At 64.0% G+C, this 17,103-nt stretch carries 15 protein-coding genes; all 15 read left to right on the top strand.

The window, feature by feature from the left end:
- Positions 1–157 precede the first annotated feature (157 nt).
- The 15 genes from AC07VH_RS27630 to rbsD all read left to right on the top strand — a co-directional run bounded on the left by AC07VH_RS27630 (position 158) and on the right by rbsD (position 16,990).
- Entirely contained in the window at positions 158–2,308 is a 2,151-nt protein-coding gene (locus AC07VH_RS27630; RefSeq protein WP_494788910.1) for a M3 family metallopeptidase, read from the top strand.
- A 109-nt stretch (positions 2,309–2,417) separates the two neighbouring features.
- A complete protein-coding gene (locus tag AC07VH_RS27635) occupies positions 2,418–2,630 on the top strand; it encodes a VF530 family protein (protein ID WP_071326083.1) in 213 nt (70 codons plus the stop codon).
- An 11-nt stretch (positions 2,631–2,641) separates the two neighbouring features.
- A complete protein-coding gene (locus AC07VH_RS27640) occupies positions 2,642–2,920 on the top strand; it encodes a DUF4404 family protein (protein WP_034753883.1) in 279 nt (92 codons plus the stop codon).
- A gap of 248 nt (positions 2,921–3,168) precedes the next feature.
- A complete protein-coding gene (locus tag AC07VH_RS27645; RefSeq protein ID WP_494788971.1) occupies positions 3,169–5,430 on the top strand; it encodes a YgiQ family radical SAM protein in 2,262 nt (753 codons plus the stop codon).
- Positions 5,431–5,717: 287 nt separating this feature from the next.
- Complete coding sequence (locus tag AC07VH_RS27650) at positions 5,718–6,734, top strand: zinc ribbon domain-containing protein (RefSeq protein ID WP_494788911.1); 1,017 nt, start codon at positions 5,718–5,720, stop codon at positions 6,732–6,734.
- Positions 6,735–6,783: 49 nt separating this feature from the next.
- Positions 6,784–7,509, top strand: coding sequence for a hypothetical protein (locus tag AC07VH_RS27655; RefSeq protein WP_475416680.1), 726 nt, complete (start codon positions 6,784–6,786; stop codon positions 7,507–7,509).
- A gap of 65 nt (positions 7,510–7,574) precedes the next feature.
- Positions 7,575–8,690 carry a hypothetical protein gene (locus tag AC07VH_RS27660; protein ID WP_494788912.1) on the top strand — a complete coding sequence of 372 codons (1,116 nt, stop codon included), beginning with the start codon at positions 7,575–7,577 and terminating at the stop codon, positions 8,688–8,690.
- A gap of 8 nt (positions 8,691–8,698) precedes the next feature.
- Positions 8,699–9,769 (top strand): zinc ribbon domain-containing protein, encoded by a 1,071-nt coding sequence (locus AC07VH_RS27665; protein WP_494788913.1) that lies wholly within the window; start codon positions 8,699–8,701, stop codon positions 9,767–9,769.
- Positions 9,770–9,932: 163 nt separating this feature from the next.
- Positions 9,933–10,814, top strand: coding sequence for an EamA family transporter (locus tag AC07VH_RS27670; RefSeq protein ID WP_494788914.1), 882 nt, complete (start codon positions 9,933–9,935; stop codon positions 10,812–10,814).
- A 208-nt stretch (positions 10,815–11,022) separates the two neighbouring features.
- Positions 11,023–11,982, top strand: a complete 960-nt coding sequence (locus tag AC07VH_RS27675; RefSeq protein WP_475416676.1) for a sugar ABC transporter substrate-binding protein — start codon at positions 11,023–11,025, stop codon at positions 11,980–11,982.
- An 86-nt stretch (positions 11,983–12,068) separates the two neighbouring features.
- Positions 12,069–13,622, top strand: coding sequence for a sugar ABC transporter ATP-binding protein (locus tag AC07VH_RS27680; protein WP_494788915.1), 1,554 nt, complete (start codon positions 12,069–12,071; stop codon positions 13,620–13,622).
- 17 nt (positions 13,623–13,639) lie between these two features.
- The gene (locus AC07VH_RS27685) at positions 13,640–14,611 is read left to right on the top strand and encodes an ABC transporter permease (protein WP_086146592.1); all 972 of its coding nucleotides are present in this window, start codon (positions 13,640–13,642) and stop codon (positions 14,609–14,611) included.
- A gap of 9 nt (positions 14,612–14,620) precedes the next feature.
- Positions 14,621–15,679, top strand: coding sequence for a LacI family DNA-binding transcriptional regulator (locus AC07VH_RS27690; RefSeq protein ID WP_494788916.1), 1,059 nt, complete (start codon positions 14,621–14,623; stop codon positions 15,677–15,679).
- Entirely contained in the window at positions 15,676–16,584 is a 909-nt protein-coding gene (gene rbsK / locus AC07VH_RS27695; protein WP_494788917.1) for a ribokinase, read from the top strand. Before AC07VH_RS27690 ends, rbsK begins: the two co-directional genes overlap by 4 nt.
- A gap of 13 nt (positions 16,585–16,597) precedes the next feature.
- Positions 16,598–16,990 carry a D-ribose pyranase gene (gene rbsD, locus AC07VH_RS27700; protein WP_099666108.1) on the top strand — a complete coding sequence of 131 codons (393 nt, stop codon included), beginning with the start codon at positions 16,598–16,600 and terminating at the stop codon, positions 16,988–16,990.
- Positions 16,991–17,103 lie beyond the last annotated feature (113 nt).

Below are 17,103 nucleotides of genomic sequence, written 5' to 3' on the forward strand. Positions count from 1 at the left end.
TTGGAGATTTTGATTGTTCGCCGTGGTAAACCGCGCATTTGGCGTGCTGCACCACAGGATCACCCATGTTGGATGACGCTTGTGTGACAGGCTGCTATGATCTGCCACTGGCCCGCGACGCGATCGCGGTTCTTCCCCGCGCTTCCTGAAAGATGTCATGATCCGTCCACAACTGCTCGTCATCGCCGCCAGCGTCATGCTGGCCCACGCCGCTCCTTCCGCCCTGGCCGCCACTGCGAAATCCGCACCGGCCGCCGCCGTTAGCGCCCAGAACCCCTTGCTCAAAGCCAGTCCGCTGCCATTCCAGATGCCGCAGTTCGGCCTGATCAAGGATGGTCACTACGCGCCGGCGTTTGCCGAAGGCATGAAACGCCAGCTGGCCGAAGTCAACGCGATCGCCAACAACCGCCAGCCGGCCACGTTTGAAAACACCATCGTGGCCCTCGAGCGCACGGGACAGCTGCTGCACCGCGTGCAAAGCATCTTCAGCAATATGACCTCGACCAACACGAACAGCGTGCTGGAAGCGGTGGAAGTGGACGTGTCGCCGAAGCTGGCCGCGCATGGCGACGCCATCACCTTGAACCCGAAATTGTTTACCCGCATCGACACCCTGTACGCCAAGCGCGACAAGCTGGGGCTCGATGCCGAATCCCTGCGCCTGCTCGAGCGCTATCACACGGATTTCGTGCGCGCCGGCGCCAAGCTGTCCGATGCGGACAAGGAAAAACTGAAAGCCTACAACGCCGAGCAGGCAGGCCTGGAAACGGCCTTCGCGCAAAACGTGCTGAAGGAAACGAATGCCAAGAGCATCGTCGTCGACACGCGTGCCGAGCTGGCGGGCATGACGGACAGCGATATCGACACGGCCGCCGCGGCCGCCAAGGAACGGGGTTTGACGGGCAAGTTCGTCATCGCCCTGGTCAATACCAGCGGCCAGCCACCGCTGGCCGTATTGACGGACCGCAAGACACGCCAGCGCCTGATGGATGCGTCGCTGAACCGGGGCAGCCAGGGCGGCGAGTTCGACAACCGCGCCATTGTGCTGAAGCTGGCGAAACTGCGCGCCGAACGGGCGACCTTGCTCGGTTACGCCAACTACGCCGCGTACTCGCTGGAAGACCAGACGGCCAAGACCACGACGGCCGTCAACACCCTGCTGTCGGAACTGGCGAAACCGGCCGTCGCCAACGCGCGCCGCGAAGCGGCCGACCTGCAGCAAGTGGTCGACGCGGAAAAAGGCGGCTTCCAGGTGGCAGCGGCCGACTGGGCCATCTACACGGACAAGCTGCGCAAGCAGCGTTTCAATTTCGATGAAAACGAGCTGAAACCGTACCTGGAACTGAACAGCGTGCTGAACAACGGCGTGTTCTTTGCCGCGAACAAGTTGTATGGCATCAGCTTCAAGCAACGCACTGATTTACCGGTGTACAACCCGGACGTGCGCGTCTACGACGTGCTGGATGCCAACGGCAAGCCGCTGGCCCTGTTCATCGCCGATTTCTATGCGCGCGGCAACAAGCATGGCGGCGCGTGGATGAATGAATACGTATCGCAATCAGCGCTGATGGGCACGCATCCCGTCGTTGCCAACCAATTGAACATTCCGAAGCCGCCCGCCGGCCAGCCGACCTTGCTGACGTTCGATGAAGTGACGACCATGTTCCACGAATTCGGCCATGCGCTGCACGGCATGTTTTCGAACGTGAAATACCCACGCTTTGCCGGCACCAGCGTGCCGAGCGACTTCGTCGAATACCCGTCGCAAGTCAATGAAATGTGGGCCGTCTGGCCGGAAGTGCTGCAAAACTACGCCAAGCACTACCAGAGCGGCGCGGCCATGCCGCAGGCATTGCTCGACAAGGTCACGGCGGCGAAGAAATTCAACCAGGGTTTCATGACGACGGAATACCTGTCGGCGGCCCTGCTGGACCAGCGCTGGCACCAGCTGGCGCCGAGCCAGATCCCGACGGATGTGCTGGCCTTTGAAGCGGCATCGCTGAAAGACGCTGGTGTCGATTACGCGCCCGTGCCGCCGCGCTACCGCACCACGTATTTCTCGCACAGCTTCTCGGGCGGCTACTCGGCGGCGTATTACGCCTACCTGTGGTCGGAAAAGCTGGACGCGGAATCGGTCAACTGGTTCAAGGAAAACGGCGGCCTGACGCGCAAGAATGGCGACTGGTTCCGCAGCAAATTGCTGTCGCGCGGCGGCAGCGTCGATGCGCTGCAACTGTTCCGCGACTTCCGCGGCCGCGACGCCACCGTGGAACCATTGCTGGAACGCAGGGGCTTGAACGCGAAGTAAGCCGTTCTCATCAGAAGCTTGCGTTGCGTTGACATGGCGCACGCAAGCTTTCCGTGCCGGCGGCGTAGAATTGAGTAAGATGTAAACAAGAAGGCAGTCGAAAGAGTATATGAGTCAGCAAGATTTGAATGGCATTACCCTGGAAGGTATCGTGACGCGCCTGCACGCCCACTACGGCTGGGACGGCTTGGCCAAGCACATCGATATCAATTGCTTCATCAGCGATCCCAGCATCAAGTCGAGCCTGAAGTTTTTGCGCAAGACCCCGTGGGCCAGGAGCAAGGTGGAACAGCTGTACCTGGACACGCAATTTACTGACTGACAGGAAAAAACATGGATAGCAAACTCAAGGAATCGCTGCAACAACTGCATTCGACGCTGGAAACCAGCGGCCCCGTCGATGAAGAACTGCATGGTTTGCTGCAAAAACTCGATGTCGACATCAAGTTGCTGATGGAAAAGCGCGCCGCGCAGGAGCAGGAAGAAGAGTCGACCACCTATGGGCTGGCCGAGCGCAGCCAGGAATTGTCGGCCAAGTTCGCCGTCAAGCATCCGAAACTGGAGCCGGCCTTACGCGAATTGGGTGAAATTTTAGCCAACATGGGTATCTGATCGGGGTCAGTCGCTACGCGATCGCAATGCGTCCCACTGGGCCGCATTGCCCCGACGGGGCCGCCCCGTTTCTCCCAAGTAATTGAAAAATAAACGTTTTTTGTACTGAAATCCAACAGTAAAAAGCAGGCCGTCAGGTTGGAAATGGCCAATTCCGGTACAATCCGTACCCTATGAGCTCCCCTACCAATTTATTTGCGACCGTTCCCAAGCGGTCTGCCCGCGCTGCCGTGGCGCCTTTCCTGCCGATGTCGCGTGCCGAGATGGACGCGCTGGGCTGGGACCAGTGCGACGTCATCCTCGTCACGGGCGATGCCTACATCGACCATCCGAGCTTCGGCATGGCCCTGGTCGGCCGCCTGCTCGAAGCGCAGGGTTATCGCGTCGGCATCATCAGCCAGCCGGACTGGCTGTCGGCCGACGCCTTCCGCATCCTCGGCAAGCCGCGTCTGTACTACGGCATTACCGCCGGCAACATGGATTCCATGGTCAACCAGTACACGGCCGACCGCAAGATCCGCTCCGACGACGCCTACACGGCGAATGCCGAACCGAATAAGCGCCCGGACCGCGCCGTCACCGTGTACGCCCAGCGCGCGCGCGAAGCGTATTCCGACGTGCCCATCGTCATCGGCAGCATCGAGGCGTCCTTGCGCCGCATCGCCCATTACGATTACTGGTCGGACAAGGTCCGCCGTTCCGTCTTGCCCGATTCCAAGGCTGATTTGTTGATTTTCGGTAATGCCGAGCGGGCGCTGGTCGACCTGACCCACCGTCTGGCCGCCGGCGAAAACATCAAGGATATCCGCGACCTGCGCGGCACGGCCTTCATGGTGCCGTCCGGCTGGCTGCCCGGCGACGACTGGGGCGTGCACAATTCCACCCGCGTCGACGTGCCCGGCAAGATCGACCCGCACTACAGCCCCTACGAGATGGTGCAGGAAGACAAGACCGCCTGCGCCACGGAAAATGCGTCGAAATCGGCCGAAGTCATCAAGCCGATCCGCATCATGAGCCGCGAAGAACGCCTGGCCATGGCCAAGGAAAAGCACGACAAGACCGTCGTGCGCCTGCCCGCCTACGACGTCGTCAAGGATGACCCCGTGATGTATGCGCACGCTTCGCGCGTGTTCCACCTGGAATCGAATCCCGGCAATGCCCGTGCCATGGTGCAGGCGCACGGCGAGCGCGACGTGTGGCTCAATCCGCCGCCGCTGCCGCTGGCCATGGACGAAATGGATGGCGTGTACGACATGAATTACGCGCGCGCCCCGCACCCGAGCTATGGCAAGGCGCATATTCCCGCCTGGGAAATGATCCGCTTTTCCGTTAACATCATGCGCGGCTGCTTCGGCGGCTGCACCTTCTGCTCGATCACGGAGCACGAAGGCCGCATCATCCAGAGCCGTTCGGAGCCATCGATCCTGCGCGAAATCGAACATATCCGCGATAAAACCAAAGGCTTTACGGGCACTATTTCCGATATGGGTGGCCCGACGGCGAATATGTACCGCCTCGCTTGCAAGGAAAAAGAGATTGAAGTGTCGTGCCGCCGCCTGTCCTGCGTGTACCCGTCCATCTGCGTCAACCTGGGCACGGACCACAGCAAGCTGATCTCGCTGTACCGCAAGGCGCGCGCCATTCCCGGCATCAAGAAAGTGCTGATCAGCTCGGGCTTGCGCTACGACCTGGCCGTGCGTTCGCCCGAGTACGTCAAGGAACTGGTGACGCACCACGTGGGCGGCCTGCTGAAGATCGCGCCCGAGCACACGGAAGAGGGGACGTTATCGAAGATGATGAAGCCCGGCATCGGCGCCTACGACGAATTCAAGGAAATGTTCGACCGTTTCTCCTTGGAAGCAGGCAAGAAGCAATACCTGATCCCGTATTTCATCGCCGCCCATCCGGGCACGACGGACACGGACATGCTGAACCTGGCCCTGTGGCTGAAGAAAAACAATTTCAAGCTGGACCAGGTGCAGACCTTCATGCCCACGCCGATGGCGATGGCGACGACCATGTATCACACGCGCAAGAATCCCCTGCGCAAGGTGACAGCCGACTCGGAAGTGGTGGAAACGGCGCGCAGCGGCAAGATCCGCCGCACCCATAAAGCCTTCCTGCGCTACCAGGACCCGGCCAACTGGCCGATCCTGCGCGAAGCGCTGGTCAACATGGGCCGTGGCGACTTGATCGGCAATGGCGACAAGCATTTGATACCGGCCTGGACCTCGTCCGAGTCGGGCGGCCTGGCCGCTGGCGAACGCAGCCGTCAGACGCATGGCGCCGGCACGCCGGACAAGTTCAAGGTCACGCCGGGCAAGAACCGCATCGCCCTGGGCGGCACGGCAGCGGCGCCGAAGGCGACCGCCGTCGAATCGAAGGTGCGTCCATCGATACTCTCGACCATCAAGACGAAGGCCAAGCCGGCCGCCGCGCCGATGGGCCGTGGCGGCAAGCCGCCGGCCAAGGGCGGCCATGCCGCACCGGCACGGGGCGGACGCAAATAAACGGTCTTCGGTCTTCGGCCTTCGGGCTTCGACTGAAAACCCGGCAACGCGTACTGCGTTGCCGGGTTTTTTGTTATGGGCGCACCAGGATGGGGCATGGCACGCCATGGCGGCGGGATTTTTACCAATATTTAAAAATTGAATAGAGCAAAAGGCAATTTTCCCTTGTGGCAACTTGGTGTTTGAAAATATACTCGTTGGATATTTAGCCGTACGGCAACAAAGCTGCCTTTCTGGCAATCGCCAGCGTACGCGACTCCCAGCGTTGATATGAAAAGAGATGCCAATTGAAATGCCTTTCCTGCCAGGCCGAGAATAAGCCGGGCGCCAAATTCTGTTCTTCCTGCGGCACCACGTTTGCCGTTGTTCCCGCCGCCGCCCCGGTACCGGGCAAATCCTGTGGCCAGTGCGGCCATGAATGCAAGCCCGATGCCAAGTTCTGCCCCAAGTGCGCGTTCAGCTTTGCCGTGGCCCCAGTGGCGTCGCCGGCACCTGTTGCGGCACCTGTTTCGGCGCCGATTCCTGAGCCAGTGAATGCGGTCGTTCCTGAGCCGGCGCCAGTGGCAGAGGTGGTCGCGCAAGCTGTCGCTGAACCCGTGCCCGTTGCCATCCCGCAGCCAGTCGCGCCGCCGCCGCCCGTGCTGGAAAAGCGCCGTGCCGATCCCGCACCCGCACCGGCACCTGCTCCCGTGGCAGAACCAGCTCCCGCGCCCGATGTGCCGGTGGACAGCCCACCGGCTGGCGGCCGCATGCAACTGATTGCCGCAGCCGTCGCAGCGGTGGTATTGCTGGGTGGTGCGGGCGCTTACTATTTTCTCTCAAGCAAGCCGGCAGCGCCGGCGCCGGAACCCGTTGTTCCAGCGCTGGCGGACCCTGCGCCTGCCGCCGAGCAGCCAATGGCCATCAGCGACCCGGCGCTCGACGGCGCGACGGCGGCCGAGCCTGCCGTTGCGCCTGCTGCGCCCGCCCCGGCGCCTGTCGCCGCGCCCGCCCCCGAGCCGGTGCCCGCACCCGCCCCGGCCCCGGCTGTGGAAAAACCGGCTCCCGTCGCGGAAAAACCGGCCAAGCCCGTCAAGGTGACACCGCCACCGGCGCCTGTCAAACAGACTAGCGGCCTGGAAAGCGTGATCACGGACAGCCTGTCGGAAGCGAGCCACTGCATGAGCCAGCGCAAGTACGACTGTGCCATCGCCAACGCGAATGCCGTGTTGCGCATGGACACGGGCAACCGCCATGCGCTCGACATCAAGCGCAAGGCGAAAGAGGCGCAGGACAAGGCGCTGTCGCAAATCCAGATCGAGTAAGCCGCGCGGCTTGCCTTCCCTTCCTATTTTGATACTCCTGGAGAATAACGTGAAAAACTTGAAACAAATTGCCAAGCCCATGGTGGCGCTGCTGGTCGTGTCCTCGATGCTGGCCGGTTGCGCCGCGCCGGGCGGCCCTGGCGCCACGGGCAATACCACCACCGCAGGCACGGAAGCGGCCAGCGGCGAGTGCAACACGGCCATGCTGGCCGGCATCGGCGCCGTCGTGGGCGGCTTGCTGGGCGGCGGCAACAATACCGTGCGCGGCGCGGCGCTGGGCGCCAGCCTGGGCGCGCTCGCCTGCGTGGCCTTGAATTATCAAAGCCAGCAAGTCAAGACGTCGCAGCAGGTGCAAGCCGACTACAAGGTGGCCAACAAGGGCAAGCTGCCCGAACAGTCGACCCTGGTGAAGTACGAGACGGGCTTTACGCCATCCTCCGTGCGTCCGGGCCAGAAGGCGCAGACCAATTCGTATATCGAAGTGGCGGCCGGCACGCGCGATCCGAACCCGCTGGTGGAAGAGGAATTGAGCCTGTACAAGCCAAATGGCGAGCTGATCAAGACCGTGCGCAAGGTGGTCAGCAGCAACAACGGCAGCGGTGCCTACAAGGGCGGCTTCTCGATTCCCATGCCTGAAGGCGTGCCGCAGGGCATTTACCCGGTGCGCACGGCCCTGTACCTGAATAGCAAGCGCGTCGGCGGCCAGGACGTCAAGCTGCAGATCGTCCAGCGCCAGGCGCCCGTGAGTGAGCTGCAACTGGCTCTCGCCTACTAACACCTTGGTAGCACGGGGCGGCCAGGCAGGCCGTCCCCTCCCGATTCATTTCCACTAGGCTTTACATGACCATTTCCACAGAAGCACATAACCCTCTTCCCTTTTCCTCCGCCGTGGGCTCGCTGATCGAAGCGACCGACGCCATCAGGAATTTCCGCGCGATTGCCCTGCTGGCCCTGACCTTCATCGGCGCCGTGCTCGTCGGTGGCGTGCTGACGATGCTCGCCGGCAGCATGGGCAGTGTTTTGCTGGGCTTCCTGGGCGGCCTGATGGCCTTCCTCGTGATGTTTTACGGTTCCAACGCCGTGGGCATCCTGCTGATGCGCGATGCGCAGGGCCAGCCGGGCATGAGCCTGGTGGATGCCGTGCTCGTCTCGCTGTACACGAGCCACCGCCTGATCGCGGTCGTGTTCCTGGAATTTCTGATTGTGCTGGCGGCCATGATCGCCATCGCCATCATCTTGTTCCTCTGCAAGATTCCCGTGCTCGGTCCCGTGCTGTACACGGTCGTCTTCCCGCTGTCGGCCATCGTGCTGGGCGTGCTGGTGTTTGCCCTGTTCTACGTGATGCTGCCGCTGGCCGGCCCCGCCGCTTGGTCGGGTGCCACCGTGTTCCAGATCATTGCCCGCCTGAACCAGATCGTGCGCACCAAGCTGGTGTCGGTGATCCTGCTGGAAGTGCTGCTGTTCCTGATCACCGCGTTCGTGGCACTGCTGATCTTTGGCGTAGTGGGCACGGGCGTGTCGCTGACGACGGGCATGTCGGCCGGCATCCTGGGCCTGGGCGGCCAGATGAACATGTATTCCCTGGCTTCGGGTTTCAGTGGCGGTTCCGGCTACATCATCGCAGCCGGCCTCGGCGGCGGTTTGCTGATGGCGGCCGCGGCCGTGGTGCCGGGTTTGATCTTCAGCAAGGGCGTGTGCATCATTTACCTGAACGCCACGCGCAACGTCGATTTCAGCGCCTCGGAAGCGAGCCTGAACGACGGCCTGGCCACGGTCAAGAAAAAAGCCGAGGAAGCGCGCGAACGCGCGCGTGCCCTGGCCGAACAGGCCGCGGCCCCAGCCGCTCCGGCAGCGCCAGCGGCTGCGCCCGCTGACGGCCTGCACTGCCCCAGCTGCAAGGCGCCGGTCGCGTCCGATGACGTGTTCTGCGGCGAGTGCGCGCATAAACTCAAGTAAGGCAGACCATGGCGCAATTCTGTAGACAGTGCGGCACCGCCCACGCGCCCGACGCGCGCTTTTGCGACGAGTGCGGCAAGGCCGTCAACGCCGCCCCGGCACCCGTCCCGGCCGCGACGCCGGCGCTGTCCGGCGTGAAGCGGCGACACGTCGTCATCGCCGGCGGCGTGCTGGCGCTGGTCATCGTGGCCGGCGGCGCCCTGGCGTGGCTGCTGGCGCCGGAAGCGGCGTCGGCCAGCAGTTTTGGCCGCGCCATCGACACCCATCTGGCGGCCGACGAGGCGGCGCGCGACAAGCTGCTGTGCCTCACCGACTTGCCGTACCAGAAGGAAGAAATCCGCGTGGCGTCGTACGACAGTTCCACTCGGCAATGGCTCGATGCGCTGGTGCGTAGCGGCTTGTACAACGCTCCCGTCGAGCAGAGCAGCGGCGTCTGGATTGTGCAAACGCAATTTGTCTACGCGCTGGCCGCGCCCGGCAAGGCGGCCTTGCGCGGGAATAAGCTGTGCGTGGCCAAGGGCCTGAAAGTGGCCAAGGTCAGCGGCTACGAGCAGGTGCGCGAGATGGGCGGGCAGCAGGTGGCGATGGCCACGGCCACCCTGGCGCTGACCGATGAAGCGGCGTGGCTCGCCAAATCGGCCGACCGGGCAATGATCCTGCAACACTTGCCGCATGGCGACCTGGAAGTGCAACTGCCGCTGGCCCTGGTCGACAAGCAATGGCAAGTCACCGACCGCGCGCAACTGCACCAGGCCGCCATGGCCATGCGCCAGGCGTCCGGCGCGCAAGGAGCTGGCATGCTGGACAAGCTGAAAAGCCTGTTCCGCTTTGGCGGCCATCCGCTGGTGGGCAAATGGAAGGGACCGATGGGCTCGGTCCTGGAATTCACGCGCGACAGCGTGATCGATAACGGCAAGGAAACCAAGGTGACGTTTACCACCGAGGGCGATGCCGTGACGGTCATGTCGGAAGAGGGGGGCGACGTCGCCATGCAGATCACGCTGAGCGAGAACACCAACACGGCCACGCTGATGCTCGGCGGCATGCCGATCGCGGTGCTGCAGCGCGTGCGCGATTAAGCGTCGGGCAGGCGGTGCAGCGTGCCGCCTTGCCTCATTCCCGAAGCCCGGCCCTGCCGGGCTTTTTTACGCCCGCCAAGCGCCGGTGCATCCGTCAACTTATCTTGACATCAAGATAGTTCGCGCCCACACTGGTCTTTTATCTTAATGTCGAGATAGTTTCATGGCCTCTTCCTTTGCCCGCCCCGCCTGGGGCGATATCGTGCTCACGGCGCTGGCGCCCCTGATCTGGGGTTCCACGTATATCGTCACGTCCGAACTGCTGCCGCCGGACCGGCCCTACACGGCGGCCTTGATCCGCGTGCTGCCGGCCGGCCTGCTGTTGCTGCTGATCATGCGGCGCCTGCCCGCGCGGCGCGACTGGGGCCGCGTGCTGATTTTGTCGGCGCTGAATATCGGCGTATTCCAGGCGCTGCTGTTCGTGGCCGCCTACCGCTTGCCGGGCGGCTTGGCGGCCGTGGTGGGCGCCATCCAGCCGCTCTTGGTGATGGGCCTGGCCTGGGGCGTGGAAGGGCGCCGTCCGGCCCGCCTGGCCTTGCTTGCCAGCGTGCTGGGCGTGGCCGGCATGGGCGTTTTGTTGTTGTCGCCGCGCACGGTGTGGGAACCCGTCGGCATCGCCGCCGCGCTGGGCGGCACGGCGTGCATGGCGGCCGGCACCTACCTGACGCGGCGCTGGAAGCCGGACTTGCCCGTGCTGGCGCTGACGGGCTGGCAATTGCTGCTCGGCGGCCTGATGCTGGCGCCCGTCGCCTGGCTGGCCGACGCCCCGCTGCCGGCCTTGTCGCTGCAACAAGTGCTGGCCTACGCCTACCTGTGCCTGGCCGGCGCCCTGCTGGCCTACGCCTTGTGGTTCCGCGGCATCGCCAGGCTGTCGCCCGTGGCCGTCTCCTCGCTGGGACTGCTCAGTCCCCTGATGGCCGTCGTGCTGGGCTGGGCCTTGCTGGGCCAGGCCATGACGGGCTGGTCAATGCTGGGCTTGCTGCTGGTGCTGGCCAGCGTGCTGGCCGTGCAGTGGGCCAGCGCCCGTCCCGCAACAAACGCCTGACTTGCGCGTATTTCCCCTCGGCAGGCCGACCGCGTCGGCCTGCCCCTTTCCCTCTGGGCGCTCCCTTTTTGCTGCACCGCACATACAGTTTTGCTTGCACTGATATGGGGCATTGAGGCACTATTCGCTTCGCGCAAACGTTTGCGCGCAACGAATTTCCACAAAAGCATGCAGTACACGTGCTTGACCAACCACTCTGGAGACGCTCATGACATCCCGTATTCGCCTGAAAATGATTGCCGCCGCTGTCCTGGTATGTGCCTTGCCCGCCGTGCCGGCGATGGCGCAGACGCCAGCCAAACCGAAGGTGGCATTGGTGATGAAGTCGCTCGCCAATGAATTTTTCCTGACCATGGAAAATGGCGCCAAGGCGCATCAGAAGGCCAATGCCGCCAAGTACGACCTGCTGTCGAACGGCATCAAGGATGAAACGGATACGTCGAGCCAGATCAAGCTGGTCGAGCAAATGATCGTCTCGCGCGTCAACGCGCTGGTGATCGCCCCGGCCGACTCGAAGGCGCTGGTGCCGGTGCTGAAGAAAGCCATCGACGCGGGCATCATCGTCGTCAATATCGACAACAAGCTCGACGATGGCGCGCTGAAAGAGAAGGGCATCAGCGTGCCGTTCGTCGGCCCGGACAACCGCAAGGGCGCCAAGGTCGTCGGCGACTTCCTGGCCAAGCAGATCAAGAAGGGCGACCCCGTCGGCATCATCGAAGGCGTGTCGACCACCTACAACGCGCAGCAGCGCACCCTGGGCTTCCAGGACGCGATGAACGCGGCCGGCGCGAAAGTCGTCAGCGTACAGTCGGGCCAGTGGGAAATCGCCCCTGCCAACACGGTGGCGGCCGCCATGCTGAACGCCAACCCGAATATCAAGGCTTTGCTGTGCGGTAACGACAACATGGCCATCGGCGCCGTGTCCGCCATCAAGGCGGCCGGCAAGACGGGCAAAGTGCTCGTCGTCGGCTACGACAACATCAACGCCATCAAGCCGATGCTGGCCGATGGCCGCGTGCTGGCTACCGCCGACCAGTTCGGTTCGCAGCAAGCCGTGTTCGGCATCGACACCGTGCTCAAAGCCCTGGCGCAGAAGAAGAAACAGGCCGATCTCGGTGGCGTCATCGAAACCAAGGTCGAACTGGTCGCCAAGGGCGCCAAGTCCTGATCGTCTGATCCCGCCGGGGCCAGCGTCCGCGTCTCTTCCTGAGGCTGCGGCGCCGGCCCCGCCGTCTTTTTCCGCGGAGTTTTATCATGCCCACCGACATCCCCCCGGCGCCCTCAGCCGCCATCCCTCTATTGACCCTGGATAACATCGGCAAGTCCTATGTCGGCCCCGTGCTGGGCGGCGTGGGCTTGCGCTTCGCCCCAGGCCAGGTGCTGGCGCTGACAGGAGAGAACGGTGCCGGCAAGAGCACCCTGTCGAAGATCATCTGCGGCCTGGAGCAAGCCACCACGGGCACGATGTTGCTCGACGGCAAGCCCTACCAGCCCGCCTCGCGCGGCGCCGCCGAGGCGCTGGGCATCCGCATGGTGATGCAGGAACTCAATCTGATTCCCACCCTGTCGATCGCGGAAAACCTGTACCTGAAGAATTTGCCGCAGCGCTTCGGCTTCATCGACCGCGCCCGTCTCGAGCGCGACGCGCGCGAACAGATGGAGAAAGTGGGCCTGGGCGCCCTCGACCCGTGGACCTTGGTCGGCGAGCTGGGCATCGGCCACCAGCAGATGATCGAGATCGCGCGCAACCTGATCGGCGCCTGCCGCCTGCTGGTGCTCGATGAGCCGACGGCCATGCTGACGCACCGCGAAGTGGAATTGCTGTTCCTGCAAATCGAGCGCCTGAAGGCCGACGGCGTGTGCATCATCTATATTTCCCACCGCCTGGAAGAACTCAAGCGCGTGGCCGACCGCATCGCCGTGCTGCGCGACGGCCAGCTCGTGTGCGACGACGATATCGCCGGCCACTCCGCCGCCGACCTGGTCAGCCTGATGGTGGGCCGCTCGGCCGACGACGCGGTCGACCTGAGCGGCCGCACCTTAGGGGCGCCGCTGCTGCGCGTGCGGGGCCTGGCGCGCGGCAAGGTCGTCAACCCGACCTCGTTCGACTTGCGCGCCGGCGAAATCCTCGGTATCGCCGGCCTCATCGGCTCTGGCCGCACGGAATTGCTGCGTTTGATCTTCGGCGCCGACCGCGCGGACGCCGGCGACGTGTTCCTCGGCGACAGCGAAGTCCCTGCCGCCTTGCACTCGCCGCAGGCGGCCGTGCAAGCCGGCATCGCCATGATCACGGAAGACCGCAAGGGCCAGGGCTTGTTGCTGCGCCAGTCCATCGCCGTCAACACGACCCTGGCCTCGCTCGACACCGTCAGTGGCGCAGGCTGGCTCAACGACGCGGCCGAAGCGTCGGTGGCCGACGATTACATCCAGCGCCTGGGCATCCGCTCGCGCAACAGCGCGCAAACGGTGGCCGAGCTGTCCGGCGGCAACCAGCAAAAGGTGGTGATCGCCCGCTGGCTGTACCGCGACTGCCCCGTGATGCTGTTCGACGAACCCACGCGCGGCATCGATATCGGCGCCAAGTTTGATATTTATCAGGTGCTGGCCGAACAGGCGCGCCAGGGCAAGGGCCTCGTCATCGTGTCGAGCGACTTGCGCGAACTGATGCTGATCTGCGACCGCATCGCCGTCATGAGCGCCGGCAGCATCGTCGACACCTTCGAGCGCGGTGCCTGGAGCCAGGACGCGCTGCTGTCGGCCGCCTTCTCCGGCTATTTGACCCCCAACTCCACTCCAGCTGCGGCCTGATCGCCGGAAAGATTCCCATGACCTCCAACTCCTCTCCTTCGTATCTGCAGCGCAGCCTGGCCGACCTGAAAAACTATGCGGGCCTGATCGGCGCCTTGCTGGCCATGTGCGTGCTGTTCTCGTTTGCCAGCGAAAACTTTTTTACATTGGCTACCCTCAGCACCCTGTCGAACAACATCCCAACCCTGGTCGTGATGGCCGTCGGCATGACGTTCGTGCTGATCATCGGCGGCATCGATTTGTCCGTCGGTTCCGTGATGGCGCTGGCCGCCTCCGTGCTGTCCTTGGCCGTCGTGCACTGGGGCTGGCCCGTGTGGAGCGCCGCCCTGCTGGGCATGTTCGTCGCCGCCCTGTGCGGCGCGACGACGGGCCTCATTTCCGTCGGCTGGCGCATCCCCTCCTTCATTGTGTCCTTGGGCGTGCTGGAAATGGCGCGGGGATTGGCTTACCAAGTGACCAATTCGCGCACGGAATACATCGGCAGCGCCGTCGACGGCATCAGCTCGCCCATTGCGTTCGGCCTGTCGCCCGCCTTCATCGCCTCGATCGCCATCGTCGTCATCGGCCACCTGGTGCTCACGCGCACGGTGCTGGGACGCCACTGGATCGGTATCGGCACGAATGAAGAAGCCGTGCGTTTGTCCGGCATCAATACAAAACCGTCGAAAGTGCTGGTGTTTGCCCTGATGGGCTTTCTTGCCGGCGTGGGCGCGCTGTTCCAGGTGTCGCGCCTGGAAGCGGCCGACCCGAACGGCGGCGTGGGCATGGAATTGCAGGTGATCGCCGCCGTCGTGATCGGCGGCACGAGCCTGATGGGCGGGCGCGGTTCCGTCATCAGCACCTTTATCGGCGTATTGATCATTTCCGTGCTGGAAGCGGGCCTGGCGCAGGTGGGCGTGTCGGAACCCGTGAAACGCATCGTCACGGGCCTGGTGATCGTCGCCGCCGTTGTGCTCGACACTTACCGCCGCCGCGGCGAGCGTTCATAATACCGGCCCATGGCAACCATCAAGCAAGTGGCGCAGGCGGCGGGGGTATCGTTTACCACCGTCTCGCACGTCCTCAACAATACCCGTCCCGTCAGCGACGAGGCGCGCCGCGCCGTGCTGGCGGCGGCGGAACAATTGCATTACGTGCCCAGCGCGCTGGCGCGTTCCCTGCGCAGCCGCAGCACGGGCACCATCGGCCTGATCATTCCGAACAATACGAACCCGTATTTCTCGGAAGTGGCGCGCGGCATCGAGGACAGCTGCTACGCGGCCGGCTACAGCGTGATCCTGTGCAATTCCGATGACGATCCCGTCAAGCAGCGCGATTACCTGAACGTGCTGCTGACCAAGCGTTGCGACGGCCTGATTTTGTCCGCGCTGGCCGACAGCGATGGCGAACTGCTGCGCAAGATGAAGGTGCCGGCCGTGCTGCTCGACCGCGCGCCCAGCGACCTGGCCATCGATGCGGTGGCCGTCGACAACCGCGCCGGGGGATCCTTGGCCGCGCGCCATCTGCTGGGACTGGGACGCCGGCGCCTCGCCTGCATTGCCGGTCCCCGCGAAGTGAGCATTTCCAACGAGCGCATCGCCGGCGCGCGCAGCGCCATGGCGGACGCGGGCGTGACCCTGGCCGACGCCCTGTGCGTGCATGGCGATTTTACGAGCGCGGGCGGTTATGCGGCCGCGCTGGACTTGCTGGCGCTGCCGCAAGGCCAGCGTCCGGACGCCTTGTTCTGCTGCAATGATTTGATGGCCTTTGGCGCCCTGCGCGCCGCCGCCGAGCGGGGCATCGCCGTGCCCGGCGAACTGGCCGTCGTCGGCTTCGACGATATCGACCTGGCCAGCTTCGTGCATCCGGCCTTGACCAGCGTGGCGCAGAACACGCGCGAGCTGGGCCGCATCACGGCCGCGTGCCTGCTGGCGCGCATCGCCGACCCCGCCTTGCCGCGCCAGCAGCGCAGCATCGCACCCGAGCTGCACGTGCGCGGCTCCAGCGTGGCCGCCACCGTACCTTCTGCAGTACCTACTTCTTCTCCTGCAACTGAACTGATGGGAATGACATCATGATCGTGGTTATCGGCAGCATCAATATGGACCTGGTCTTGCGCGTGCCGCGCATGCCCCTGCCCGGCGAAACCCTGACGGGCGGCGCGTTTAGAACTATTCCTGGCGGCAAGGGCGCCAACCAGGCCGTGGCCTGCGCGCGCCTGAGCGGCAAGGTGGCGGGCGCCCAGCAAGTGGCCATGATCGGCTGCGTGGGCGACGACGCCTTCGGCGCGACCTTGCGCGCGGCGCTGGTGGGCGACGGCATCATCGACAGCCACGTCACCACCTTGCCGGGCGTCGCTTCCGGCATCGCTTCCATCCTCGTCGACGACAACGGCCAGAACAGCATCGTGATCGCCGGCGGCGCCAACGATCTGCTCAGCCCCGCGCACATCGACGCGGCGAAAGAGCTGATCGAGCAGGCGGACATCGTCGTGCTGCAGCTGGAAACGCCGATGGCCACCGTCGTGCACGCCATCAAACTGGCCCGTTCGCTGGGCAAGACCGTGGTGCTGAACCCGGCCCCGGCGGCCAGCTTGCCGGAAGGCGTGCTGGAACTGGTCGACTACCTGATTCCGAATGAAATCGAAGCGGCCATGCTGGCCGGCGTCAGCCCGGATGGCGCCGATGCCCAGGCGCTGGCGGCGGCGCTGCAAAAGCTGGGCAGCGACAACGTCATCATCACGCTCGGCTCCAAGGGCGTGCATGCGTCCCTGTATGGCGGCGATTTCACGTTTCCTGCCGAAGCGGTGCAAGCCGTCGACACGACGGCCGCCGGCGACACCTTCATCGGCGGCTTTGTCGCGGGCCTGGCGTCCGGCATGGACGAGGCGGAATCCATCCAGCAAGGCCAGCGCGCGGCCGCCTGGAGCGTCACCAAGCCCGGCGCGCAAACCTCGATCCCCCACTTGCACGAGCTGTTCTAACGACACCACGCCCATGAAAAAATCACCGCTGCTTAATATTGCGCTGTCGCAACTGATCGCGTCGCTGGGGCATGGCGACATGCTCGTCATCGGCGATGCGGGCTTGCCGTCGCAGCCGGGCGTGCCCCTGATCGACCTGGCCCTGACGCGCGGCATTCCCGGCTTCATCGATACCGTCAACACGGTATTGACTGAAATGCAGGTGGAATACCATTTGCTCGCCAGCGAACTGCCGCAGCATAATCCGGCCATGGCGGCGCAGGTGGCGGCCTTGTCCCTGCCCGATGCGCGCCAGGTGACGCACGAGGAGTTCAAGCAATTGAGCAAGGGCGCGCGCGCTATCGTGCGCACGGGCGAGTGCAGTCCGTATGCCAACATCATTTTGGTCGCCGGCGTCGTGTTCTAGCGCAAACAATGGCGACATTGTTTGCCAAAAACATCAACGCTATTGTTCTCACTGAAATAATTATCCAATGGCAAAAGGGGCGGCTACAATAGCCTTACCCCTGCCAGCTCGGC

It is taken from the genome of Janthinobacterium sp. GW821-FHT03C10, assembly GCF_059420865.1.